General features: G+C 67.7%; 23 protein-coding genes and 3 tRNA genes. 23 read left to right on the top strand and 3 right to left on the bottom strand.

All coding sequences use genetic code 11. The features are described from left to right. Positions 1 to 10 precede the first annotated feature (10 nt). From dnaG to ACTWLI_RS00895, 3 genes are all read left to right on the top strand, one after another. Positions 11 to 1,981: a DNA primase gene (gene dnaG, locus ACTWLI_RS00905; protein WP_445154856.1), complete on the top strand. Its 1,971-nt coding sequence runs from the start codon at positions 11 to 13 to the stop codon at positions 1,979 to 1,981. Between the two features lie 88 nt (positions 1,982 to 2,069). After that, positions 2,070 to 2,142, top strand: a tRNA-Asn gene (locus ACTWLI_RS00900). A 137-nt stretch (positions 2,143 to 2,279) separates the two neighbouring features. Then, positions 2,280 to 2,352, top strand: a tRNA-Asn gene (locus tag ACTWLI_RS00895). Positions 2,353 to 2,487: 135 nt separating this feature from the next. Here ACTWLI_RS00895 and ACTWLI_RS00890 read toward each other — a convergent pair. Continuing rightward, positions 2,488 to 2,895, bottom strand: coding sequence for a hypothetical protein (locus ACTWLI_RS00890; protein WP_445154855.1), 408 nt, complete (start codon positions 2,893 to 2,895; stop codon positions 2,488 to 2,490). Between the two features lie 169 nt (positions 2,896 to 3,064). Here ACTWLI_RS00890 and ACTWLI_RS00885 point away from each other — a divergent pair, with 169 nt between their 5' ends. From ACTWLI_RS00885 to ACTWLI_RS00835, 11 genes are all read left to right on the top strand, one after another. Beyond that, positions 3,065 to 3,802: an HD domain-containing protein gene (locus ACTWLI_RS00885; RefSeq protein WP_445154854.1), complete on the top strand. Its 738-nt coding sequence runs from the start codon at positions 3,065 to 3,067 to the stop codon at positions 3,800 to 3,802. Between the two features lie 64 nt (positions 3,803 to 3,866). Continuing rightward, entirely contained in the window at positions 3,867 to 4,658 is a 792-nt protein-coding gene (locus tag ACTWLI_RS00880; protein WP_445154853.1) for an IclR family transcriptional regulator, read from the top strand. A 151-nt stretch (positions 4,659 to 4,809) separates the two neighbouring features. After that, positions 4,810 to 6,087 carry a cytochrome P450 gene (locus ACTWLI_RS00875; RefSeq protein ID WP_445154852.1) on the top strand — a complete coding sequence of 426 codons (1,278 nt, stop codon included), beginning with the start codon at positions 4,810 to 4,812 and terminating at the stop codon, positions 6,085 to 6,087. A gap of 5 nt (positions 6,088 to 6,092) precedes the next feature. Beyond that, complete coding sequence (locus tag ACTWLI_RS00870; protein WP_445154851.1) at positions 6,093 to 7,148, top strand: PEP/pyruvate-binding domain-containing protein; 1,056 nt, start codon at positions 6,093 to 6,095, stop codon at positions 7,146 to 7,148. Between the two features lie 65 nt (positions 7,149 to 7,213). Further along, positions 7,214 to 9,088, top strand: coding sequence for a PEP-utilizing enzyme (locus ACTWLI_RS00865; protein WP_445154850.1), 1,875 nt, complete (start codon positions 7,214 to 7,216; stop codon positions 9,086 to 9,088). Then, positions 9,081 to 9,860 carry an SDR family NAD(P)-dependent oxidoreductase gene (locus tag ACTWLI_RS00860; RefSeq protein ID WP_445154849.1) on the top strand — a complete coding sequence of 260 codons (780 nt, stop codon included), beginning with the start codon at positions 9,081 to 9,083 and terminating at the stop codon, positions 9,858 to 9,860. The genes ACTWLI_RS00865 and ACTWLI_RS00860 overlap by 8 nt, the downstream gene beginning before the upstream one ends. A gap of 48 nt (positions 9,861 to 9,908) precedes the next feature. Then, positions 9,909 to 10,229, top strand: a complete 321-nt coding sequence (locus ACTWLI_RS00855; protein WP_445154848.1) for a 2Fe-2S iron-sulfur cluster-binding protein — start codon at positions 9,909 to 9,911, stop codon at positions 10,227 to 10,229. Positions 10,230 to 10,231: 2 nt separating this feature from the next. Next, positions 10,232 to 11,575, top strand: a complete 1,344-nt coding sequence (locus ACTWLI_RS00850) for an NAD(P)/FAD-dependent oxidoreductase (RefSeq protein ID WP_445154847.1) — start codon at positions 10,232 to 10,234, stop codon at positions 11,573 to 11,575. A 37-nt stretch (positions 11,576 to 11,612) separates the two neighbouring features. Beyond that, positions 11,613 to 12,371 carry an HD domain-containing protein gene (locus ACTWLI_RS00845; protein ID WP_445154846.1) on the top strand — a complete coding sequence of 253 codons (759 nt, stop codon included), beginning with the start codon at positions 11,613 to 11,615 and terminating at the stop codon, positions 12,369 to 12,371. Continuing rightward, the gene (locus ACTWLI_RS00840) at positions 12,368 to 12,691 is read left to right on the top strand and encodes an aldehyde dehydrogenase family protein (protein ID WP_445154845.1); all 324 of its coding nucleotides are present in this window, start codon (positions 12,368 to 12,370) and stop codon (positions 12,689 to 12,691) included. The genes ACTWLI_RS00845 and ACTWLI_RS00840 overlap by 4 nt, the downstream gene beginning before the upstream one ends. Continuing rightward, positions 12,613 to 13,887: an aldehyde dehydrogenase family protein gene (locus tag ACTWLI_RS00835; RefSeq protein WP_445156079.1), complete on the top strand. Its 1,275-nt coding sequence runs from the start codon at positions 12,613 to 12,615 to the stop codon at positions 13,885 to 13,887. The genes ACTWLI_RS00840 and ACTWLI_RS00835 overlap by 79 nt, the downstream gene beginning before the upstream one ends. Positions 13,888 to 13,929: 42 nt before the next feature. Here the strand turns inward: ACTWLI_RS00835 and ACTWLI_RS00830 are convergent, their stop codons facing one another. Beyond that, positions 13,930 to 15,153: a multidrug effflux MFS transporter gene (locus ACTWLI_RS00830; RefSeq protein WP_445154844.1), complete on the bottom strand. Its 1,224-nt coding sequence runs from the start codon at positions 15,151 to 15,153 to the stop codon at positions 13,930 to 13,932. 213 nt (positions 15,154 to 15,366) lie between these two features. Between ACTWLI_RS00830 and ACTWLI_RS00825 the strand changes: the two genes are divergently transcribed. The 6 genes from ACTWLI_RS00825 (at position 15,367) to ACTWLI_RS00800 (ending at position 20,787) form a co-directional block, all read left to right on the top strand. Next, positions 15,367 to 16,269 carry a phage holin family protein gene (locus ACTWLI_RS00825; RefSeq protein WP_445154843.1) on the top strand — a complete coding sequence of 301 codons (903 nt, stop codon included), beginning with the start codon at positions 15,367 to 15,369 and terminating at the stop codon, positions 16,267 to 16,269. 54 nt (positions 16,270 to 16,323) lie between these two features. Beyond that, positions 16,324 to 17,004: a CDP-alcohol phosphatidyltransferase family protein gene (locus ACTWLI_RS00820; protein WP_445154842.1), complete on the top strand. Its 681-nt coding sequence runs from the start codon at positions 16,324 to 16,326 to the stop codon at positions 17,002 to 17,004. Further along, positions 17,004 to 17,909, top strand: a complete 906-nt coding sequence (locus ACTWLI_RS00815) for a DMT family transporter (RefSeq protein ID WP_445154841.1) — start codon at positions 17,004 to 17,006, stop codon at positions 17,907 to 17,909. The genes ACTWLI_RS00820 and ACTWLI_RS00815 overlap by 1 nt, the downstream gene beginning before the upstream one ends. Positions 17,910 to 18,015: 106 nt before the next feature. After that, a complete protein-coding gene (locus ACTWLI_RS00810; protein WP_445156078.1) occupies positions 18,016 to 19,206 on the top strand; it encodes a glycosyltransferase in 1,191 nt (396 codons plus the stop codon). 105 nt (positions 19,207 to 19,311) lie between these two features. Then, positions 19,312 to 19,385: transfer RNA gene (locus tag ACTWLI_RS00805), tRNA-Ile, on the top strand. Positions 19,386 to 19,596: 211 nt separating this feature from the next. After that, positions 19,597 to 20,787, top strand: a complete 1,191-nt coding sequence (locus tag ACTWLI_RS00800) for an acyl-CoA dehydrogenase family protein (RefSeq protein WP_445154840.1) — start codon at positions 19,597 to 19,599, stop codon at positions 20,785 to 20,787. A gap of 75 nt (positions 20,788 to 20,862) precedes the next feature. On the opposite strand, the gene ACTWLI_RS00795 is transcribed toward ACTWLI_RS00800, so the two are convergent. Then, complete coding sequence (locus ACTWLI_RS00795) at positions 20,863 to 21,435, bottom strand: M23 family metallopeptidase (RefSeq protein ID WP_445154839.1); 573 nt, start codon at positions 21,433 to 21,435, stop codon at positions 20,863 to 20,865. A gap of 548 nt (positions 21,436 to 21,983) precedes the next feature. Here ACTWLI_RS00795 and rpsB point away from each other — a divergent pair. The 3 genes from rpsB (at position 21,984) to pyrH (ending at position 24,723) form a co-directional block, all read left to right on the top strand. Continuing rightward, a complete protein-coding gene (rpsB, locus tag ACTWLI_RS00790) occupies positions 21,984 to 22,886 on the top strand; it encodes a 30S ribosomal protein S2 (RefSeq protein WP_445154838.1) in 903 nt (300 codons plus the stop codon). Between the two features lie 133 nt (positions 22,887 to 23,019). Beyond that, positions 23,020 to 23,856 carry a translation elongation factor Ts gene (gene tsf, locus ACTWLI_RS00785; protein WP_445154837.1) on the top strand — a complete coding sequence of 279 codons (837 nt, stop codon included), beginning with the start codon at positions 23,020 to 23,022 and terminating at the stop codon, positions 23,854 to 23,856. Between the two features lie 129 nt (positions 23,857 to 23,985). Further along, positions 23,986 to 24,723: a UMP kinase gene (gene pyrH, locus ACTWLI_RS00780; RefSeq protein WP_445154836.1), complete on the top strand. Its 738-nt coding sequence runs from the start codon at positions 23,986 to 23,988 to the stop codon at positions 24,721 to 24,723. Positions 24,724 to 24,791: the final 68 nt, after the last annotated feature.

Genomic DNA, 24,791 nt, shown 5'->3' with positions numbered 1-24,791 from the left:
GGATGGCACCGTGGCCGGCCTGATCAAACGCGAAGACATCGACGAGGTGCGCCAGCGCACCGATATCAAGGAAGTCGTCGACGGGTACGTCACGCTCAAAGGTGCCGGGCTGGGGTCCTACAAGGGACTGTGCCCCTTCCACGACGAGCGCTCGCCCTCGTTCACCGTGCGCCCGCAGGTGGGCCGCTACCACTGCTTCGGCTGCGGTGAGGACGGCGACGTCATTTCCTTTGTGCAGAAGCTGGACCATACCTCGTTTCACGAAGCGGTCGAAGAGCTGGCCGCCCGGATCGGCTACGAGCTGCGCTACGAGGACGGCGGTTCCGGGCCCAACCGCGAGGAGATCGGCCGCCGCCAGCGGCTGCTGGATGCCCACAAGATCGCGGACGAATTCTTCCGTGCCCAGCTGCTGACCCCCGGCGCTGCCGAGGGGCGGAACTTCCTCCATGGCCGCGGCTTTGACCGTGCCGCCTCGGAACAGTTCGGCGTCGGCTACGCGCCGCAGGGCTGGGATTCGCTGCTCAAGCACCTGCGCGGCCGCGGCTTCACCGACGCGGAACTGAAGCTCACGGGCATGTTTTCAGAAGGCGGCCGGGGAATCTACGACCGCTTCCGCGGCCGGCTGATCTGGCCGATCCGCGACATCGCCGGCGACACCATCGGCTTCGGCGCCCGCAAACTCTACGAGGATGACCAGGGCCCCAAGTACCTGAACACACCGGAGACGGCGCTCTACAAGAAGTCCCAGGTCCTCTACGGGATCGACCTGGCCAAGCGCAGCATCGCCAAGGAACGCCAGCTGGTGGTCGTGGAAGGCTACACCGACGTGATGGCCTGCCACCTGGCCGGGATCCCGACGGCGGTCGCCACCTGCGGCACGGCGTTCGGCGCCGAGCACATCAAGGTCGCCCGCCGGCTGCTCTCGGACGACGGCAGCGGGGGAGAGGTCATCTTCACTTTCGACGGCGACGCCGCCGGGCAGAAGGCCGCGCTGCGCGCGTTCGAGGAAGACCAGCGGTTCGTCGCCCAGACCTACGTCGCCGTCGAGCCCGGCGGCGCGGACCCTTGCGAACTGCGCCAGGCCAAGGGCGATGACGCGGTGCGGGATTTGATCGGCTCGCGCCGGCCGCTGTTTGAGTTCGCCATCCGCGCCACCCTGCGCCGGCACAACCTGGACACCGTCGAGGGCCGGATCGCGGCCCTGCGCGAATCTGCTCCGGTGGTGGCTCAGATCCGCGACGCCGGCATCCGCCCGGCCTACGCCCGTGAACTGGCCGGCTGGCTGGGCATGCCGGTGGAGGACGTCAGCCGGGCCGTCGGGGCCGCCGCCAAGCGCCAGGCCCCGGGTGCCCCGGGCGGCAGCGGCCCGGGCCACGGCAACAACCAGGGCCACGCTCCGGATCGGGGCTACGGCCATGGCCCCGGCCGGCAGCAGGGCCGCCCGGCGCCCGCCGGTTACGGCTCCGGGCCGGGGGTGGCACCGCTGTCGGCGGCGCTGCCGTTCAACCGGCCGGACCCCCGCGATCCGGTGGCCACCATGGAACGCCAGGCGCTTGAAGTGGTCCTGCAGGAGCCGGCGCTCCTGGAGGGCGCCACCTGGGAACGGTTCTCGGAGGCCAGGTTCTCCACCCCGGCCTACCTGGCCGTCCACGAGGCGATCCGTGCCACCGGTCTGGCCCACACCGGCGACCCAGTGCGCTGGGTGGAGCAGCTGCTGCAGGAAGTCCCGGAGCCGCTCCGGCCCCTGGTGTCCGAGCTCGCCGTCGTCCCGCTGCCCGCCAGCACCCCGGAGGCCGTCCAGCGCTACTGCCGCGACATCCTGGCCCGCCTGTTCGAGCTGCAGATCACGCGAGTGAAGGCGGACAAGATGGGCCAGCTGCAGCGGCTGGACGCCTCGGCGCAGCCCGAGGAGTTCCAGCGGCTGAACCGGGAGCTGATGGAGCTGGAAATGCAGCGCCGGGCGCTCCGCATGGACGCCTGAACCGGAGTCGTCACCGGTCCCGCCGGCCAGCCGGGGCTGCCAATTTCGCTTACCGGCGCGGTGTTTGCTAGGCTTATATCCGCTTCATTCCTCCTTAGCTCAATTGGCAGAGCATTCGACTGTTAATCGAAGGGTTGCTGGTTCAAGTCCAGCAGGAGGAGCGCACAGTCCCCGTTCCGGGCCACCGGAACGGGGACTTTTTGTATACCCGGGGAGGGTATCCGGGCTGCGCTGGGGAGGCGGCGGTCGACCGATTTCCTTCGGGCGAAAACCTTTGCTAATGTCATACCTGCTTCATTCCTCCTTAGCTCAATTGGCAGAGCATTCGACTGTTAATCGAAGGGTTGCTGGTTCAAGTCCAGCAGGAGGAGCCCACGGGGCCCCGCGACCGGCGAACAGCCGGCAGCGGGGCCTTTTTGTTGCCTTCTTGTGGGTGCGTGGGTCCGGCCCTCCCGGAGGCTCCCCGGCCAAGGCAGACCGGCGTCGGCCGGTACTCGACTGGTTGGCTAGACGAAGAACATCTCCACCTGCAGGAAGCGCTCCGCCTCCGCCACGGCCGTCTGGAACGCCTCGTCCTCGGTGGGGGACTGCCGTGGCTCACGGGGGTGCCACTCATGCCCGGAGGAATGGACGCGGGTAAACCCTCCGCGCGGCGGGGCGTAGAAAATGCCGAAGCGCTGCACGGGCCATTCGGGGGAGGTCTCCGGGGCCACGAGCAGCGCCGAGTCGTAGGCGGGGTTGTACCACTGCGCGATCGGCCGGCGCCGGTCCTCGGTGAACAGCCCGGCCGCGTACAGGGCCGCCGACTGGGGGCTGGTCTGCGAGCACAACCGGTCCCACCACAGAGGCAGGATGCCGTCGTCGCACCGCTGCCACGTGGCCGGAAGGGGAGGAGGGTCCTGCCACTCAGGCACAAACCAACTTTATCGCCCGGCGTCTGCCGCGAACAGGGCAGCGTGGCCCGGGACCCGCCGCCGCCGTCCCCGCCCGCCATCCGACGGGCATGCCCCGCAATTTCCGGCGGTGTTCCGGTGAGTGGAAGGCTGTTCGTGTCCCGGTCATTAATCGGCCACCCTTGGAGGCATGACGAAAATGAGGGCAGCTGCCAACCATTACGGACGGGATGTCGCCGACAGCATCCAGTCGAATCCAGACGGGGTGATCGCGCTGGATCCCGAGCTGTCCGCGATCTGGGACCGCGCGGCCCCTCTTCTCCGGGTGCGGGACAACGACGCCCACACGCTCTACGCGTTCGGAATCGCCCGCGCGCTCCTGGACTTCCACCCTGAGGCAGACGCCGCCGTCGTCCTGCCGGCCATCATGCTCCATGATGTGGGCTGGTCGCAGGTTCCCCCGGGCGAGGTCCTGCAAGCGATCGCTCCGGGCGGCGGGCGGCCTGACCTGGTGCTGCTGCACGAGAAAGCGGGTGCCCGGTTGGCGGCCGCCATCCTCACGGAGAGCGGCTACGACCCCGGGAAGATCCCGGCCATCCTGGACATCATCGACGGGCACGACTCCCGTCGCGAAGCCCTCTCCATCGAGGACGCGATTGTCAAGGACGCGGATAAGACCTGGCGGCTCAGCCCGCACGGCATCGACACGGTGATGGACTGGTTCGGCCTGGACCGCGGGCAGGCGCTGCGGCTCTGCAGCCAGCGCGTCCACGGCCACCTGTTCACCGCCGCGGCCCGGTCCGTTGCCCGGGCACTGTCCGGCCTGGAATCGGTCACCCTCTGGCCGCAGCGGCAGCGCCTGCTGGAGGCGCCTGCGGACCAGGGCGCCGCGCAGGGCGACAGCCAGGGCGCCGGGGACAGCCGCTGACGCGTCCTGCCGGTCTAGACTCGGTTCCGGACGCACTGGGCGCCACGGAACTGAGGAGGTCACCATGGCCGGCGGCAGCCGCGACCCCGGACGCACCGTCACGTCGAAGGTGCTGGCCATCCTGGAGGCGTTTGAGAAGTCCCGCGGCGCACTGAGCCTGACGGATATCGCTGAGAAATCCGGCCTCCCGTTGAGTACCGCGCACCGGCTGGTCAACGAACTCACTGACTGGGGCTTCCTCTCGCGGGAGCCGAACGGGCGGTACCAGCTCGGCATCCGGCTGTGGGAACTTGCCCAGAACACCGGACGGCAGCTGCGCGATGCCGCCCGCCCCTTCATCCAGGACCTGTTCTCCCTGACCGGCGAGACCGCGCACCTGGCGATCCGGGCCGGCCACGACGTGCTCTACATCGACAGGGTCTACGGCTCCAAGCGGGTGCCCCGCGCGTCCCGCGTGGGAGGCCGGCTGCCCATGCATGCCACCGCCGTCGGCAAGGTCATCCTGGCCTTCGAGGAGGACTGGGTCCGGGACGCCTACCTGCATCGGGAGTTGGAACGGCATACGGCCCACACCCACGTTGACCCCCGGAAGCTGGCGGCGGAACTGGACCAGATCCGCGCGAACGGCTACGCCACCACCCTGGAAGAAGTGCGCCTGGGCTCGTGTTCGATCGCCGTCCCGGTCTTCCACACCGGCAGGATCGGGGCCTCAATCGGCTTGGTGCTGCCGACGTCCCAGGCAGCCACCATGACCAGGCACCTCCCGGTCCTGAAGGGAATATCCGGCCAAATCGAGCGGGCCACCGCCCGGATCCCGCTGGAGACCCTCATCGGGGTCCACCGGGCAGCCCCGTGACGGGAAACGCCGCCGGCGGCCCCCGCGGCCACCACATCGCTTCCGCTGAGCGGAAGTAATGCCTGTGCCGTGGCGGTGATCTGGACCACACTGGTGACAAGAAGCCCCGGCACCTGACGGTACCGGTCGGAGCAATTCACTAGGAGACCCCATGTCATCGTCGACTGAAACGGCCGGACGCTGTCCATTCGGCCACGGCGCGGAAGCCCCCGCCGGTCACCACGGCTACGAACCGTTCCAGATGAAGGATCCCTTCGGCGCTTACGCCGAACTGCGGGCGGAGCAGCCGGTCATGTTTGACGAGCGGACGGGCCTCTACGTTGTCTCCCGTTATGACGACATCAAGGCCGTGTTCGAAGATTGGGAGACGTTCTCCAGCGAGAACGCCCAGGCCCCGGTCCGGGAACGCGGTGCCGCGGCCAGGAAGATCATGGAGGACGGCGGTTTCACCGCCTACTCCGGCCTGTCCGCCCGGCGCCCGCCGGAGCACACCCGGATCCGCGCCGTGGTGCAAAAAGCCTTCACGCCCCGCCGCTACAAGGCGCTGGAACCCTTCATTCGGCAGAACGTCGTCGGGCTGCTCGAGAAGATGCTTTCCCGGCCGGACCACCGGGGCGACATGGTCAAGGACCTCGCCTACGACGTCCCCACCATCACCATCCTCACCCTGATCGGCGCCGACGTGTCCCAGGTGGACACGTTCAAACGCTGGAGCGACTCGCGCGCAGCCATGACCTGGGGCGACCTCAGCGACGAGGAACAGATCCCGCACGCCCACAACCTGGTCGAGTACTGGCAGGAATGCCTGCGCCTGGTCAAGGTGGCGCACGAGGAAGGCGGCGACAACCTCACCGCGGACCTGGTCAAAGCACAGCAAGACGGCGCAGAGATCTCCGACCACGAGATCGCCTCCGTCCTCTACAGCCTGCTTTTTGCCGGCCACGAAACCACCACCACGCTGATCTCCAACGCCCTCCGCGAGCTCCTGGCCCGCCCCGAGCAGTGGAAGCAGCTTGTGGAAGACCCCAAAAAGATCCCCGCCGCCATCGACGAGGTACTCCGCTATGCGGGCTCCATCGTCGGCTGGCGCCGCAAGGCGCTCAAGGACACCCAAGTCGGCGGCGTCGCGATCGAAAAGGGGTCCCAACTGCTGCTTCTGATGGGCTCCGCCAACCGCGACGAGAACAAGTTCGACGCCGGCGAGGACTTCGACATCACCCGCCCCAACGCCCGCGAGCACCTCTCCTTCGGGTTCGGCATCCACTACTGCCTGGGCAACATGCTCGCCAAGCTCCAAGCCAAAATTGCGCTCGAGGAAGTGGCGCGGCTCGCCCCGGAACTGCAGCTGGAGAACCCGGAAGCCACTGCGTTCCGGGAAAACCTCTCCTTCCGCGTCCCCGAGACCGTCCCCGTCAGCTGGAAGGCCTGAAAATCATGCAGAGCAACGAATACATCCAATTCTTCGACGGCGGCATCGAACCGAAGCTCGAAAACCTCGGCGGCAAGGGCGCCTCCCTGGTGACGATGACCTCCGCCGGCATGCCGGTCCCGCCGGGCTTCGTGGTCACCACGGCCCAGTTCGACACCTTCATGGAGGACGCGGGGATCACCCAACACATCCACCAGCTCCTCGCCGGCCTTGATCCCGACGACATGGTCCAGGTGGACAAGGTCTCCGCCGCTATCCGCGAGGACATTTGTTCCCGCCCGGTGCCGCAAGCGCTGCGCGAGCTCACCATCACCGCCTACGAATCCCTGATGTCGCGTTTCGAGGCGCCGGTCCCGGTGGCAGTGCGGTCCAGCGCCACGGCGGAGGACCTTCCGGAGGCTTCCTTCGCCGGCCAGCAGGACACCTACCTCTGGCTCGACGGCGTCAAGGCCGTCACCGACCACATCCGGCAGTGCTGGGCCTCGCTCTTCACCTCCCGCGCCATCATCTACCGGCTCAAGAACGGCATCCCCAACGAGGGCCTCTCGATGGCGATTGTGGTTCAAAAGATGGTCAACGCCCGCGTCTCCGGCGTCGCGATCACCATGGATCCCACCAACGGCGACCGCTCCAAAATCACGATCGACTCCTCCTATGGTGTCGGCGAAATGGTGGTCTCCGGCCAGGTCACCCCCGACAACATCATGCTGGACAAGGTCACCCTGGCCGTCGTCTCCGATCACCTCGGCGACAAACACGCCGAGCTCGTCCCGGACGCCGCGGCCGGCCGCCTGGTGGAACGCGAGGTCGACGCCGAACGCCGCGGCCGGCGCAGCCTCAGCGACGCCGAACTCACCGCCGTCGCACAGATGGCCAAGCGCGCGGAGAAGCACTACAAGTGCCCACAGGACATCGAATGGGCCCTCGACGCGGACCTGCCCGACGGCGAGAACCTGCTCCTGCTGCAGTCCCGGCCCGAAACCGTGCACTCCTCCAAGCCCGCTGTGACCCCTGCCGTCGCCGGCGGCGGCTACTTCAGCGGACTCAGCTTCGCCAGCTAGTCCGGCAAGTTGTGACCCGCTCCATCACCCAGGCTCAACGCCGAGCCCGATTTGAAAGGACCGCCATGTCCCTGAAGTCCTTCCCCAAGCCCTCCGAGCTGCCGGTTCCCGCCGGAGCCGAGGGCTGGGAAAAGATCTACCCGTACTATCTCGTCTTCCAGGACAGGCTCAAGGAGCAGGAGGACGCCAAGTTCTGGTTCTGCGACAGCCAGCACTGGCCCACCGTGTTCAAGCCCTTCGAAACGATCGGCGGCGAGTTCGCGGTCAAGTGCCTGGGCCAGTACAACGCCCGGCACCTGATGATCCCCAACGCCAACGGGATCGAATTCCGTGTGCACCTCGGCTACCTCTACATGTCGCCCATTCCCGTCCCCGAGGACCAGATCGCCGCCCGTGTCCCGCTGTTCGAACAGCGCGTGGGCCACTACTTCCAGAACTGGGAAGAGCTCCTGAAGCAGTGGCACGCCAAGGTCAAGGGCACCATCGACGAGATGGAAACCATCTCCTTCCCCAAACTCCCGGACATGGTCCCGATGGAGGACATCATCTCCGGCAAGGGCAAGGACGGCTCCGAGAAGCTGCTGGACAGCTACGACCGGCTGATCCAGCTGGCCTACCAGAACTGGCAGTACCACTTCGAGTTCCTCAATCTGGGCTACATCGCCTACCTGGACTTCTTCAACTTCTGCAAGCAGGTGTTCCCCAACATCCCCGACCAGTCCATCGCCACCATGGTGCAGGGCGTGGACATGGAACTCTTCCGCCCGGATGACGAGCTCAAGCAGCTCGCCAAGCTCGCCGTCGAACTGCGCCTGCAGCCGCACTTTGCGAACACCGACGACGTCGACGCCACCCTCACTGCCATCGCCGCCGCCCCGGGCGGGGACCGCTGGACGGCCCAGTACGAGGCCGCCAAGGACCCGTGGTTCAACTTCACGGTCGGCAACGGCTTCTACGGCCACGACAAGTACTGGAACGAGCACCAGGAAATTCCGCTGGGCTACATCGCGGACTACATCCGCCGCGTGGATGAGGGCCAGGAGATCATGCGCCCGGTCGAGGCCCTGATCGCAGAGCGTGACCGCATCATCGAGGAATACCGCGAGCTGCTCGACGGCGAAAACCAGACGCTCTTCGACGCCAAGCGCGGGCTCGCCGCCACCGCCTACCCGTACGTGGAAAACCACAACTTTTACATCGAGCACTGGACCATGGGCGTCTTCTGGCGCAAGATCCGTGAACTCAGCCGCATGATGCAGGCCGAGGGTTTTTGGACCGAACCGGACGACCTGCTCTACCTGGGCCGCAACGAAGTCCGCGACGCGCTGTTCGACCTGGTCACCGGCTGGGGTGTCGGCGCCAAACCGATCGGTCCTGACTACTGGCCGGCGGAGATTGAACGCCGCCGCGGCATCGTGGACGCGCTGAAGACCGCCCGGCCGGCGCCCGCGCTGAACACCCCGCCGGAGATCATCACCGAACCCTTCACCCGGATGCTCTGGGGCATCACCACCGAGCAGGTCCAGCAATGGCTGGGCGCAGGCGAGGAGGTTGAGGGCGGCGGCCTGCGCGGGATGGCAGCCTCACCCGGCGTCGTCGAAGGCCTTGCCCGCGTTGTCACCGACGCGGACCAGCTCTCCGAGGTACAGCAGGGGGAGATCCTCGTCGCCACCGTGACGGCACCGTCCTGGGGCCCGATCTTCGGCAAGATCAAGGCCACCGTCACCGACATCGGCGGCATGATGAGCCACGCCGCCATCGTGTGCCGCGAATACGGGCTGCCGGCCGTCACCGGAACCGGTTCGGGGTCCACCACGATCAAAACCGGCCAGCGGCTGCGGGTGGACGGAACCAAGGGCACCGTCCAGATCCTCGACGACGAACCCGAGCTGCTGGTCGCCGGGCCGGGCGCCCACAGCCACAGCCACAGCCATGTCTGACCCGATCCTGCCTGAACCGACGATGTCCGAAGCGGGGAAGGTCGTTCTGATCACCGGCGCCGCCGGCGGCCTGGGCCGGGCGTTCGCGCTCGGCTTCGGCCGCCGCGGCTACCGCGTGGCGGTTGCCGACATCAACCTCGAAGGCGCCGAGCAAACAGCGAAGCTCGTCCGCGAAGCAGGCGCCGAAGCGGCCGCCTTCTCCGCGGACGTCACCAGCCTCGACTCCACCGAGGCCCTGGCGAAGAGCTGCGCGGACTTCGGCAACGGCAGCATCGACGTCGTCGTCAACAACGCCGCCGTGTACGCCGCGGTGACCCGCAGCCCGTTCGAAGACATCGACCCGGCCGAATGGGACCTCGTCATGAACGTGAACCTCAAGGGCCCCTGGCTGGTCACCCGGGCCGCGAGCCCCTACCTGCGCGAGGGCGGCCGCGTCATCAACCTCTCCAGCGCCACGATCTTCAGCGGCTCGGAGCAGTGGCTGCACTACGTCGCCTCCAAGGGCGGGGTCGTGGCCCTGACCCGGGTGATGGCCAAGGAACTGGGACGGCGGGGGATCACGGTCAACGCGATCGCCCCCGGCTTCACCCTCACCGAGGCCAGCTACGGGCTGATGGAAAATGCGGAGAACTACGGTGTGGACCGCGGCGCGATCAAGCGGGCCAGCCAGCCCGAGGACATCGTGGGCGCGGCGCTCTTCCTGGCCGGGCCGGACAGTTCCTACTACACCGGGCAGACCATGGTGGTCGACGGCGGCCGCCAGTTCATCTGAGCGCGTCCCGCTACCTCCCTACGTACCGATTTACCCCAAGGAGTTCCTATGCCAACCATCCACTTCACCGACGCCGAAGGCGCTGTCCGCGATGTCGAGGGCAACCCCGGCGACTCCGTCATGGAAACCGCGGTCCGCAACGGCGTACCCGGCATCGTCGCAGAATGCGGCGGCTCGCTGTCCTGCGCCACCTGCCACGTCTTCGTCCGCGAGGACTGCCTCCCGCAGCTCCCGCCGATGGAGGACATGGAGGACGAGATGCTTTACGGCACCGCCGTGGACCGCGAGGACAACTCGCGCCTGTCCTGCCAGCTCCGCCTGACGGATGAGACCGAGCTCTTCGTTACCACCCCGGAAACCCAGGTGTAGTGATGGCTGCCCACACTGCCGCGGCGGAGCAGACGTCCGCCGACACGGGATCGCCCGCGGTGAGCCCCACCCGCACCGGCCTGCTGATCATTGGCGCCAGCCAGTCAGGGGTCCAGCTCGCGGTGTCCCTCCGGGCGCTCGGCTTCGAGGAGCACATCACGCTGCTCGGCGACGAGGACCACCGGCCCTACCAGCGCCCGGCCCTGTCCAAGGAATTCCTGCAGGGGACGGTGGAGAGCGAATCGCTGATCTTCCGCTCCAACGACTACTGGGCCGAGCACAACGTGGAGCTGGTCAAGGGCGAATACATCGTCCGGATCGACAAGGAGCCGGACGGTTCCGGCGTCGCTCATTCCGCGTCGGGACGGACATTCCCCTTCAAGCGCCTCGCCCTGACCGTGGGGGCCCGCGCCCGGAAACTGGAGATCGACGGCGCGGACCTCGAGGGTGTGCTCTACCTCCGCAACGCCGACGACGCCCTGGCCCTCAAGGCCCGGGTGGGGGACGCGCGGGACGTGGTGGTGATCGGCGGCGGGTTCATCGGACTCGAAGCCGCGTCGAGCCTGCAGAAGATGGGCAAGAACGTCACGGTGCTGGAATTCGGCCCGCGGCTGGTGGGCCGCGCCGTCGGCGAGGAGACCGCCGAATACTTCCTCCAGGCCCACCGGAGCCGGGGCATGGACATCCGGCTCAGTACCAGCGCCACACGCTTCACCGCGGCCGGCACCCCGGGTGACGGCCCGGGTGACGGCCGGCGGGCGGTCGCGGGCGTCGAGCTCCAGGACGGCACGGTGCTGCCGGCGCAGATCGTGCTGGTCGGGATCGGCGTCATCCCCAATACCCAACTGGCCGAACAGCTCGGCCTCGCCGTAGACAACGGCATCGTCGTGGACCGCTTCGCGCTGGCCTCGGACGGCACCACCGTGGCGATCGGCGACTGCGCCAACATGCCCAACCCCGTGCCCGGCTCGGAACCGGGCACCCGGATCCGGCTTGAAAGCGTCAACAACGCGATCGAACACGCCAAGGTGGCCGCCTACTCGCTCACCGGCCGGCGCGAGGAATACGCCGGGATCCCGTGGTTCTGGTCGAACCAGGCCGACCTCAAACTCCAGATCGCCGGTCTCTGCACCGGCTACGACCAGACCGTGCTGCGGCGGGACGAAGACCGCGGGAAATTCAGCGTCCTCTACTACCGCAAGGGCCAGGTCATCGCCGCCGACTGCGTCAACGCCCCGCTGGACTTCATGGCGGTCAAGAACGCGCTGGCCAAGGGCCAGAACATCCCGGCAGGCGCCGCAGCGGACCCGGCCACACCCCTCAAGACGATCACTACGGACAGCTAACTGCACTCAGCAGGTCGGCCCCACCCGAAGGAGCACCATGACCACCCCCAAGACCCCGGTTGCCGAGGCCGGCCCTGCCGGCCCGGTATCCGATTCTTCAGCGGCGCTTGATTCCGCGGTTGCGGGCTTTGCCGCCGCATACCCGGTCCGGCCGGTTCCGGCGCAGGGACCGGTGGACACCGCCCCGATCGCCACCACCCCGGCGGCGCTCGCGGAACTCGACGGACTGTGGCGGACCGTGGTGCACGAGACCCGCACCCGCGGCAACGACATCCACCTGCCGATCTCGCTGGCCTTCGCCGAGCGGCTGTGCCGCGCGTACCCCGAGGCCGACGCCGAACTGGTCCGGGTCGCCACCTTGCTGCACGACACCGGCTGGGCCCACGTCGACGAATCCCGGATTATTTCCGAGGGCTTCGCGGGGGACTGGCGCAAGGCCGCCATCCGCTACGAACACGAAAAACAGGGCTGCGAGGTTGCCCGACGGGTGCTGCCGCCCCTGGGATACTCCCTGGAGTTCATCGAACGGATCTGCGCCATCATCGACGGTCACGACACCCGCCCGGAAGCGCACTCGCTGGAGGACGCGTTGATGCGCGACGCGGACCGGCTGTGGCGCTTCGACCAGGCCGGGATCGCCCTGGCTTCGTCCTGGTTCGGGATGGACCCGGCCACGTACACCGACCGGCTGGCCACGGAAATCGTGCCCGAACTCATCACGCAGGCCGCCCACGACATGGCCGCCGCGGACCTGAACCGGTCCACCGCCCTGCTGAAGACGGCGGTGATCCGGTGACGGCCGCCCCGCATGATGTGCCCGCCCTCGCGGCGCGGACCGCGCTGACCCTGCCGTACACCCACGTCGACGACATCTTCGTCGACGGCGCCTGGATTCCGGCGCGCGGGACCGGCCGCAACCCGGTCACCGACCCCGCCACCGGCGAAGTCTGGGGCTCGGTTCCGGACGGAACGCTGGACGACGTCGACGCCGCCGTCGCCGCCGCCCGCACGGCCTTTGACGCGGCGCGTGGCCGCGGCTGGAGCCGTCCGAGCGGGCCGCCTATCTGCTGCGCATCGCCGAGGAAGTCGAGAAGCGCGCCGCGGAACTGTCGCTGACCAACACCCGCGAGAACGGCTCGCCGGTGTCCGAATCCGGCGGAGCCGCCGCCAACGCCGCCGGCATATTCCGCTACTTCGCCACCCTGGCCGGGTACCTTGAGCGTGAGGACGTGCGGGCTTTCCCCAAGGGCGGCGGCGAATCCGTGGTCCGGCGTGAACCCATCGGCGTCTGCGCGCTGATCGCGCCGTGGAATTTCCCCATCAACCTTGTGGTCATCAAGCTCGCCCCGGCGCTGCTGGCCGGCTGCACCGTGGTCATCAAACCGGCGTCGCCCACGCCGCTGTCGCTGCGGGTAATCATCGACGCGGTGGCCGCTGCCGGCGTCCCGGCCGGCGTCGTCAACTTCGTCACTGGCTCGGGACGGCTGGGAGATGCGCTGGTCAAGCACCCCGGCGTGGACAAGGTGGCGTTCACGGGGTCAACGCCCGTGGGCCGGAAGATCGCGGCGGCCTGCGGCGAGCTGCTGCGCCCCGTCACCCTGGAGCTCGGCGGAAAATCCAGCGCGATCGTCCTGCCCGACGCGGACCTGGACGCCATGTCCAAAGTCCTGATCCGTTCCTCCATGCGCAACACCGGCCAGACCTGCTACATCTCCACCCGCATCCTGGCCCCCGCCAGCCGGTACGAGGAGGTGGTGGACATGGTCACCCGCACCATCGCGGCGGGCAAGCGGGGCGATCCGCTGGATCCGGATACGGTCTTCGGGCCCTGCGCCACGGAGTCCCAGTTCCGGACGGTTTTGGATTACGTTGCATCGGGGTTGGCCGAGGGCGCCCGCGCGACCACCGGCGGCCGGGCGGCGACCCTGGGCGGTGGGCTCGAAGGCGGCTACTTCGTCGAACCCACCGTGTTCGCCGACGTCACGCCCGAGATGCGGATTTCCCGGGAGGAGATCTTTGGCCCGGTGATCTGCATCCTGAAATACGACGACGCCGGCGGCGGTGTGGATGAAGCCATCGAACTGGCGAACAACACGGAATTCGGCCTGGGCGGCCTGGTGTTCGGCCAGGACCCGGAGACGGCGCTCGCCGTGGCGGACCGCATGGATACCGGCTCGGTGGGCATCAACTTCTTTGCGTCCAACCACGCCGCGCCCTTCGGCGGCCGGCACGATTCCGGCCTGGGCACCGAGTACGGAATCGAGGGCCTGACCGCCTATCTGAGCTACAAATCCATCCACCGCAAGCCCTAGCGCGTGACCACCCCGGGGCCGCCGGGATCCGCCGGGCCCGGGTTAGTGGATTGACGGAACCGTACGGGGGCGGACGATGAGCCAGAGTGCGGCGGCGGCCAGCAGGATGCAGCCGGCCTGGACCGCGCCCATCGGCGTCGCGGAGCCGAGGCCCAGCCAGCCGACGACGGGGGAGATGATGCCCGCGGTCAGGAAGGTCGCCGCGCCCAGCAGCGAGGCGGCGGTTCCGGCCTGCGCCCCGTGCTTGGCCAGGGCCAGGACCTGGACGCACGGGAACGTAAACCCGGCGCCCAGGATGTAGAACCAGAGCGGAACCACGACACCCCACAGGCCGAAGCCCAGCTGGTCGAAGAGCACAATCAGCGCGGCCATGAGGAACATCCAGGCCGTGGAGCAGGCCAGGATCCATTGCGGCGGGACACGCTTGATGAGCCGCGAGCTGGTCTGAACGCCGGCGACGATGCCCAGCGAATTGATGCCGAACAGCAAGCCGTACTGCTGCGGCGAGAACCCGAAGACGTCCTGGAACAGGAATGGCGATGCAGACAGGTAGGTGAACAGGCCGCCGAAGTTCAAGCCGCCCACCAGCAGCAGGCCCACGAAGATCCGGTCGGCGAAGAGGACGCCATAGCGTTGCCGGGCCGTCAGGCCTGTGCGGCCCCGCAGCTCCCGGGGCAGGGTCTCGCGGACGACGAACACGGCGGCAATAATCACGCAGGTTCCATAGCCGGCGAGGAAGAAGAAGATGCCCGGCCAGGGCATGAACAGCAGCAGCTGCGACCCGATCACCGGCGCCAGGATCGGCGCCAGGCCGTTAACCAGCGCCATCCGGGAGAACATCCGCACCATCGCGTATCCGCTGAACAGGTCGCGCACCATCGCCATGGCCACCACGCCGCCGCCCGCGGCGCCAATCCCCATCAGCACCCGGAACAGGCCGAGCGCGCCGATGTCGGTGGAGAGGGCGGCGCCCAGCGAGGCGCCGATGTGCAGCGCCGTGGCCAGGATCAGGGGGAGCCGCCGCCCGAACTTATCGCTCAGCGGCCCGACCACCAGCTGGCCCAGGGCGAACCCGACCGTGGTGCCGGTCAGCGTCAGCTGGACCGCGGCCTCATTGACTCCGAGGCTTTCCTCAAGGGCCGGGAACGCCGGCAGGTACAGGTCCACGGTGAACGGGCCCAAGGCCGTCAACGCGCCGAGCATCAGGATGTACAGGAGCTTGCGACGGCGGCTCAGGGAATCCCCGGGATTGGTGGGTGTATGCACAGAGGTCAATCCTAGGCCCGCCCGCCGCACTCGCCCACCGCCCGCCCGCCGCTGGCCCGGCCCAACCGGTCCCGGGGCGCCGCCTGCGCCGCGCGGCCGGTCCCGGGGCGTCCCGGGTCCCCGAATGGTAGCTTTGACACCTAGGTGCGCGCGAGGCCGCGCGGACCTATTCAGCGGAAGCGGATCACAGATGGAACCAGTTAGGCGGAACCGATGAGCGGACGGCACACCGGCAGGACAAACGGGGGGCAGCGCCTTTCCGCGCTGCCCAAGACCCTGAAACTGATCTTCAAGCTCGCACCCCGGCAGCTGAACGATGAAATTGCCTTCGCCAAGGCAGAACTCAAGCGCAAGGGCGTCCAGTTCGGCGTCGCGGCGGCGTTCCTGGCCGTAGCGCTTATTTTCGTCGTCTTCCTGGTAATCGGCCTGATTGTCGCCGCCATCATGGGACTGGCCACCATCATGCCTGCCTGGCTTGCGGCCCTGCTGGTCTGCGCCGCGTTCCTTGTGATTGCGCTGATCGTCGGCCTGATCGGATATGGCCGCTTGAAGAAGGCCATGCCGCTGCTGCCGGAAGAGACCATCCGCGGCCTGAAGCACGACCTCGGCATCGCCAAGGAAGGTTCGTCGTTCGATGCCGCCGTGCTCGACCCCGGATCCCCGCAGGCGAAGGCCGCGAAGGCGGCCAAGGAAGAAGCCGCGGCCAAGGCCAAAGCCGAGAAGGCGGCCAAGAAGGCAGCAGAACAGCCCGACCTCGGCCCGGCGCCCACCGAGGCCGAACTCCGGCGCCGGCTGAACCAGCGCCGTGAGCACCTCACCGGCGTCCGTGATGACCTCGGACAGGAACTCGACGTTAAGACCCAGGCCCAGGCCCTGCTGGCCGCGACCGGGCAGCGGCTGGCCGAAGGCAAGGAAGCGGCGGACAAAAAGATCGCCGGCTTCCGCAGCCACTCCGCTTCCGCCGCCGGCTCCGCTGACCGTTCAGGAACCTCCACGGGAGCAGGCGCCGCTTCAGCCGCCGCTGCCGAGCTGGGCAAGCGCTGGAAGCCGCTGACCGCCCTGGCCGCCTCGGCCGCCGCCTTCGTGTTCCTGCTGCGGCGCCTGCTTAAAGGCTAGGTCCGCCCTGGACACCGACACCTACTCGTTGCCGGCTGAGGAAAGGGGGAGCAAATGAAGTTCATCGGCGCCGGAGCACGCCCCGGCCAGCCCCAGGTCCATTCCGATGTGGTCTTCACCGTGCCCAACCTCCTGACCGTCGTCCGGTTCCTGGGTGTCCCGCTTTTCATCTGGCTGGTCCTCGCCAAGCAGCAATACGGCACCGCCGCCCTGGTCCTGGCCATCATGGGCAGCACCGACTGGGTCGACGGCTACATCGCCCGCCGCTTCAACCAGCTCTCCAATCTGGGCCGGATCATGGACCCGGTCGCTGACCGGCTGTCCCTGATCGCCGTCGCCGTCACCCTCGTCATCGCCGGTGTCGTCGAATGGTGGTACCTGACCGCGCTGCTGGTGCCTGACCTGGTGCTGATGTGCCTGTCGCTGTACTACTTCCACAGCCACCCCGATCTGCCCGTCAGCCGGGTCGGTAAGGTCCGAACGGCGCTCCTGCTGGTGGGTACGCCGCTGCTGGTGCTCTCCAAGCTGCCCGTGGCAGGAACGGAGGTGTACTTCATCGCGGCCTGGCTCTTCCTGGGACTCGGCCTCATCGGCCACTGGATCGCGGCGTACAACTACTTCTGGGCCATCATCCGCAAAGGCCGCGAGCACCGGGCCGGCCGCGCGGCCGCCGGCGCCCCCGGCGCCGCCGGCGCCCCCGGCGCCGGGGACAACACCGGCGGCGGTCCCCGCTGATGGTTTGGCTTGCAGTGATCCTGGCGGTAGTCGGCGCCTTCTTCCTGGCGTTCGGTGCCCAGCGCCAAGGCAGCGCCGTCAAAGCGGACACCGGAGGCCTGGCCCTAAGTTCGCATGGGCTGCTCCGACTAATCCGCAATCCGCGCTGGGTCCTGGGCCTCCTCCTGCTCGCCGCCGGGACCGCGATGAACGCCGTCGCCCTGGTCTCCGCTCCGCTGACCGTCGTGCAGCCGATCGGCGCTATCGCCCTGGTCATCACCACGATCATCAACGCCAAAGACCAAGGGCTGAGCATGAACCGGGCGACGGTAGTGGCCATCAGCGCCTGCGTCACCGGCTCTGCCCTGTTCGTGATCCTCGCCGTCAACGTCACCCAGGAGAACCACCACGTCAGCGCCGGGGACGAGCTGACGATCGTGCTCCTGCTGGCCCTGGCGGTGAGCCTCTTCGGCTCACTGGCGCTGCTCTTCAAACACCGGATGAGCGCCTTCATCTACATCCTGGGAGCGGGCGTGCTCTTCGGCTTCGTGGCGGTCCTCACCCGCATCATCGGCAAGCACCTGCTCGATCCGAACGGCCAGTTTCTGCTCAACGTCCAGTGGTACACGCTCGTCGCGATCGCCGCGGCAGGCGGCCTCGGCTCCTGGTTCGTGCAGAGCGCCTACTCCGGAGGACCGCCCGACCTGGTGATCGCGGGACTGACGGTCATCGACCCGATCATCGGCATCGCGATCGGCATTCTGATCCTGGGCGAGCTGCGCCCCGACGTCCACGCCGTGACGGCGATTGCCATGGGCGCGGCCGGTTCGCTTGCTATCGTGGGAGTGATCGCCCTATCCAGGCACCACCCCGAGGTCACCAAGCGCAAGAAGGAGGCGCGGAAGGCTGCTGGGCGGTTGTCGTAGGGCGGCGCCAGACTTCAGGCGCAGGCCAGGCGCCTGCACCGACGGCCAGCCGGCCACCATCAGCCCGCTGCCCGCACCGTGACCACCAGGAGCCATCCCCGTGACCATGCCCCAGAACGACAAACCCCTGACCATCCTGATCGCGGCGGACACCTATCCGCCGGATGTCAACGGTGCCGCCCAGTTCGGCTACCGCCTGGCCAAGGGGATGACCGGACGCGGACACGACGTCCACGTCCTGGCCTGCCGTCCGAGCAAGGGCAAGAGCTTCAGCGAGTTCCGCGACGAGGCCACCGTCCACCGCCTCCGCTCGCACTCGGTGCCCACGCACGAGTACTTCCGCATCACCTTCCCCTGGGAAATCAAGAAGGAGATCGGCCTCCTGTTCGACCGGATCCAGCCCGACGTCGTGCACATCCAGAGCCACTACATGATCGGCGAGCACGTCCTGTACGAGGCGGTGAAGCGCGGCATCCGGATCGTCGCCACCAACCACTTCATGCCCGAAAACCTCAACCCGTTCCTGCCGTTCCCGCAGTGGTTCAAGGACATCGTCGGCCGGGTCTCGTGGCGTGACATGGGCAAGGTCATGGGCCAGGCCGACGTCGTGACCACCCCCACGCCGCTGGCCGCCAAGGCGATGCACGAGCACGCGTTCCTGCGCAAGGTCCTGCCCCTGTCCAACGGCATCGACTCGGCAGCCTACGAGCCGAAACCCGGCGAGGAGGTCGAACACCATGCCAGCCCGACCGTGCTGTTCGTCGGCCGGCTCGCCGAGGAGAAGCACATCGACGTGCTGGTCGACGCCGTCTCCCGGACGCCGGCCGCGCTGGACGTGCACTTGGAAATTGTTGGCGGGGGAGAAGTGCGTCCTTCGCTCGAGGCGCAGGTCGAACGCCTTGGTCTGCAGGACCGCGTCAAGTTCCTGGGCCTGGCCAGCGACGAGGAACTGCGCCGGGCGTACCTTGGCGCGGACCTCTTCTGCATGCCCGGCACGGCCGAACTTCAGTCCCTCGTGACGCTGGAGGCCATGTCCGCTTCAACCCCGGTGGTGCTGGCCGACGCCATGGCGCTGCCGCACCTGGTGCGCGACGGCGAGAACGGCTTCCTGTTCACCCCGAACGACAGTGCGGACCTCGCGGAGAAGATCACCCGGGTGCTCTCGCTCCCGGCGGACGAGCGCTCAGCCATGGGCAAGGCGAGCCGCAGCATGGTGGAAAGCCACGGAATCGAACGCACGCTGCAGACCTTCGAGGACATCTACCGCGGCGCCAGCTACGACGACCTCGTCGTCTAGGCCCCGCGGGCCGGGCGCCGCCGGAAGGGCGCGGGCGACTACTATTGCTAGAGTGTGTTTTTGCCCGGGACGCGCCGGCCGGTCCCGGCCGGCGGCCCGGGCCACGGGGCTATAGCTCAGCTGGTTAGAGCGCGGGACTCATAATCCTAAGGTCCTCGGTTCAAGTCCGAGTAGCCCTACTCCACTGCGGAATTTCCTGGACAGCCGCCGTCCCGGGGCCGCAGCAGGCGTCAATACGCCGGCTGCGGCCCCTTTCGCATGTAGGGGCCTGCGTGGCCTCCATCACTTGCCACCGCCCAGGCGTTGCGATATGTTACTGACGAGTAACATCTCTGTGGTGCGACGTCCCGCACCCTTTTGGTCGCTGCTGATCACGAGTGAAGGAACAACATGTCCAAGGCTGACATCGACATCAATAACCTGCCCTACGCCGACGGCGACTTCTTCGCTTTTGAGCAGCTGCTCAGCGCCAAGGAGCGGGACCGGCTTGCCGAAGTCCGCGAGTTCCTCGCCCGCGAGGTCAAGCCGATCGCCGTCGACTGCTGGAACCGCGGTGAGTTCCCGATGGACCTGATCCCGAAGCTGGCCGAAATCGATCTGGTCAGCCCAGTCAAGCGGCAGGGCTACTCGAATCTGTTCGCAGGGATCCTGCACGCCGAGGCGACCCGCGCCGACACCTCGATCGCGACGTTTATGGGCGTGCACGACGGGCTCTTCACCGGCTCGATCGAAGCGCTCGCGTCGCAGGAGCAGCAGGACGCCTGGCTGCCGGACATCTACTCCCTGAAGAAGATCGGCGCCTTCGGCCTGACCGAACCGCTCGGCGGCTCCGACGTTGCCGGCGGCACCCGCACCACGGCGCGGCGCGATGGAGACAGCTGGATCCTCAACGGCGCCAAGCGCTGGATCGGCAACGCCACGTTCTCCGATTGGGTGGTTATCTACGCCCGCGACGTCGCCGACAACCAGGTCAAGGGCTTTCTCGTGGACACGAAGACCGAGGGCTACAGCGCCACCAAGATCGAGAATAAGATCTCGCTGCGCACCGTGCAGAACGCGGACATCACCCTTGAAAACGTCGTCGTGCCGGACTTCTTCAAGCTTGCGAAGGCCAACAGCTTCCGTGACACCAACAAGGTCCTCAAGGTCACCCGGCTGGCCGTCGCCTGGCAGGCGGTGGGGCAGCAGCTCGCAGCGTTCGACGTCGCCCGGCGCTACGCCGTCGAGCGCAGCCAGTTCGGCCGCCCGATCGCCTCGTTCCAGCTGGTCCAGCACCAGCTCGTCCAGATGCTCGGCAACGCCGTCAGCTCGATGGGCATGATGGTGCGGCTTTCCCAGCTTGAGGACGCCGGCGAGGCCAAGGACGAGCAGTCCGCGCTGGCCAAGGCGTTCACCACCGCACGGATGCGCGAGAGCGTCGCCATTGGCCGCAGCCTGCTCGGCGGGAACGGCATTGTCACGGACTACGAGATGGCCAAGGTCTTCTCCGACGCCGAAGCGATCTACTCGTATGAGGGCACCCACGAAATCAACACCCTGGTCACCGGCCGGGCCATCACCGGAATCTCGGCGATCGTCTAGGCGGCTGGTCCGATCCGACCGCCGTGCGGCCCCGTCCACGCATCGGACCGGACCCCGGCCCAGTCCCGCGGCCCTTCATCCTGAACCACCCCGTCCCGGCCCGGGACGCAGGGGTGGGAGCAGGACGGAGGGCCGCAGGTCTATCAAAAATCCCAGCGGATTGAGGTAGTCCCGGTCCCGACGGACGCCCCAGTGAAGGCACGGCGCCGTGCCGCAATGCCCCAGCAGTACCCGGCCCAGCTCCGCACCGCGGGCGACGGCGGCGCCGCTCCGCAAGGTGCTGGCCACCGGCTCAAAACTGCTCCGCAGGCCGTTGCCATGGTCGATGGTGATCACCGGCCGGTCGACCACGAAGCCGGCGAAGCTGACGGTCCCTGCAGCCGGAGCGGTCACCGGAACCCCGGCGGTCGCAGCCGCCAGGTCCACCCCGCGGTGGCCGCTGAGCCAGGGCCGGGCAGGCGGATCGAAGGCGCGCAGCACCTTTGGCCTGGGGGAGAGCGGCCAGCTCCACGGGCCGCCGTCTTGCGCCACCGATGCCAGTGGCGGTGGCGTCTCCTGCCCGCCGGCACCCGGTGGACCCGGCGCCGCGGCAACGCCGGACGCGGGGGCAGCGCAGACCACCGCGGCCAGGATGACGGAAACCACCATGCGAAGCGCTGCACGAAAGCCTGCGCGAGCGGTACGGACAGCGGTGCCGGGCGGTGCGAAGGGCCTCATGCATCCAGCCTGCGGGCGGGGTGCGGCGCGGGGAAGGGGCGGGTCCGGCCATGTGGACAACGGTCGGCGCCGGGACCCGACTCCGGCACGGAGAACGCCGCCCCCAAGCCACCCCGGCGGCCCCGCCGGCCCGGTCACCGGCGCGGGTCTGCTGTAGTACACTTGGGGGAGCAGTTTGCTGTGCCCTCACGCCCAAATCCTGTCCCTGCCCCTGGCCGGACCAGGCCAACGGGCAGCACGTCTCATTCAGGAGTGCGGGAGCAGCGGCTGACTACGCGTATCCAGCCCTCCCTGTCCGAAGCCCGGCTTCCGGGCGCGGAGGACTGCGCCCCTTTCGGTCCGGCCCGCAAGCCGGTGGAGGAGCGCAGTGGATGCCAGGAGGAACGCCCGCCTGGGTGTTGCTAAACAACCGTCAACTATTGGCAGGGTAAGAGAGCCCACGGCTTTCTCATGAATGACCTGCCGGAAGGAGCGTCGGCATGCCCGTCGTAACCATGCGCCAGCTGCTTGACAGCGGCGTCCACTTTGGACACCAGACCCGTCGTTGGAACCCGAAGATGAAGCGTTTCATCTTCACGGAGCGCAACGGCATCTACATCATTGACCTGCAGCAGTCGCTGTCCTACATCGACCGTGCCTACGAGTTCGTGAAGGCCACCGTTGCACACGGCGGCACCGTCCTCTTCGTCGGCACCAAGAAGCAGGCGCAGGAAGCCATCGCAGAGCAGGCCACCCGCGTCGGCCAGCCCTACGTCAACCAGCGTTGGCTCGGCGGTATGCTGACCAACTTCCAGACGGTTTCCAAGCGCATCCAGCGCATGAAGGAACTCGAAGAGATCGACTTCGACGACGTCGCCGGTTCCGCTTACACCAAGAAGGAACTGCTGCTCCTGCGTCGCGAGCTGACCAAGCTGGAGACCAACCTCGGCGGTATCCGCAACCTGACCAAGGCGCCTTCGCTCCTCTGGGTTGTCGACACCAAGAAGGAACACCTCGCCGTTGACGAGGCCAAGAAGCTGAACATCCCGGTTGTTGCCATCCTGGACACCAACTGCGATCCGGACGAAGTCGACTTCCCGATCCCGGGCAACGACGACGCCATCCGCTCCGTCAACCTGCTGACCCGCGTTGTCGCCGACGCCGTGGCTGAGGGCCTGATCGCCCGCAACCAGCGCGCCACCGGCACCACGGAAGCTCCGGAAGAGCCGCTGGCCGAGTGGGAGCGGGAGCTCCTCGAGGGCAGCAAGGCTGAAGCCGCCGCCGAAGCTCCGGCTGCCGAGGCTGCTCCGGCTGCCGAGGCTGCTCCGGCCGCCGACGCCGCCCCGGCTGCTGACGCTGCTCCGGCTGCTGACGCTGCTCCGGCCGCCGACGAAGCCAAGTAGTCAGACAAATAAATCTGGATTCCCCCGAGCGCTGCATGCAACGCCAGGGGTACCGACAGGATGGTTGCCCGCTTTGGCGGGCGGCCGTCCTGTCGTTCCGTACACCACACAATTTCTAGACAGAGGGGTTCACATGGCGAACTACACTGCTGCTGATATCAAGGCTCTGCGTGAGCGCACCGGCGCCGGCATGATGGATGTCAAGAAGGCTCTCGACGAAGCCAACGGTGACGCCGAGAAGGCCATCGAAATCATCCGCATCAAGGGCCTCAAGGGCGCTACCAAGCGTGAAGGCCGCTCCACCGCGGAAGGCCTGGTTGCTGCCAAGGTCGACGGCGGCGTCGGCGTGATGATCGAGGTCAACTGCGAGACCGACTTCGTCGCCAAGGCTGACAAGTTCATCCAGCTCGCCGACAAGGTGCTGGCCGTTGCTGTTGAGTCCGGCGCTGCCGACCTCGACACCCTGCTGGCCACCGACGTTGACGGCAAGCCGCTGTCCGAGGTCGTCGTCGAAGAGGGCGCCGTGCTGGGCGAGAAGGTTGTCGTCCGCCGCATTGCCCGCATCGAGGCCCCGACGGTCGACGCGTACCTGCACAAGACCTCCAAGGACCTCCCGGCCCAGGTCGGCGTGCTGTTCGCTGTCGACGGTGAAGGCGAAGCCGCTTCCACCGCCGCCCACGACGTCGCCGTGCACATCGCCGCGATGGCCCCGAACTACCTGACCCGCGAGGACGTCCCGTCCGAGCTGGTCGAGTCCGAGCGCCGCATCGCCGAGGAGACCGCCAAGGCCGAGGGCAAGCCCGAAGCTGCGATGACCAAGATCGTCGAAGGCCGCGTCACCGGCTTCTACAAGGGTGAGGTCCTCGTCGACCAGGCGTTCGCCAAGGATGCCAAGAAGTCCGTCGCGCAGGTCCTCGAAGAGGCCGGCGTTAAGGCAACCGCCTTCACGCGCTTCCGCGTCGGTTCCTAAGTACGTTCCGCTGAGGGGGTGGTCACTGCGGTGGCCACCCCTTTCGCATGCAACCGGACGGCCCGGCCGAATGCGGCCTTTGGTCCACGGCACGATAATCTTTTCAAAGCTCACCAACGGGAAGGCACCATGGATACCGTCAACAACTCCGCCCAGCCAACAAAGACCCGGCGCCGCGTGCTCCTGAAGCTCTCCGGCGAGGTCTTCGGCGGCGGGAAACTGGGCGTTGACCCGGATACCGTCCGCGGCGTGGCCAAGCAGATCGCCGCCGCCGTCCCCGACGTCGAAGTCGCCATCGTGGTCGGCGGCGGAAACTTCTTCCGCGGCGCCGAACTTTCCCAAAGCGGCATGGACCGCTCACGCGCCGACTACATGGGCATGCTCGGCACCGTGATGAACTGCCTGGCCCTTCAGGACTTCCTGGAGCAGGCCGGTGTGGAAACCCGCGTCCAAAGCGCCATCACCATGGGGCAGGTGGCTGAGGCCTACATCCCGCGCCGCGCCATCCGCCACATGGAGAAGGGCCGCGTCGTGATCTTCGGCGCCGGCGCCGGCCTGCCGTACTTCTCGACCGACACCGTCGCCGCGCAGCGCGCCATGGAGGTGCACGCCGACGTCGTCCTCATGGCCAAGAGCGGGGTCGACGGCGTCTACACCGCGGACCCGAAGAAGGACCCCTCCGCCGAGAAGCTGCACACCCTCAGCTACGACGAGGCCCTGCGCCGCGACATCCGGGTCATGGACCAGACCGCGATGACCATGTGCAAGGACAACAACCTCACCATGGTGGTTTTCGGCATGGAAGGTGAGGGCAACGTCACCCGCGCCATCCGCGGCGAGGAGCTGGGCACCGTAGTCACCCCCTAGCTCCGGCTAGGATGTTTTTTAGGACAGATCCGCTCCCCGGGCCGTGGGGTGCGCACAAATTCTGAGGA

Source organism: Arthrobacter sp. Hor0625 (assembly GCF_052567525.1).
Note: the sequence above shows the minus strand (reverse complement) of the source record. Positions and strands in the feature narration are given on the sequence as shown.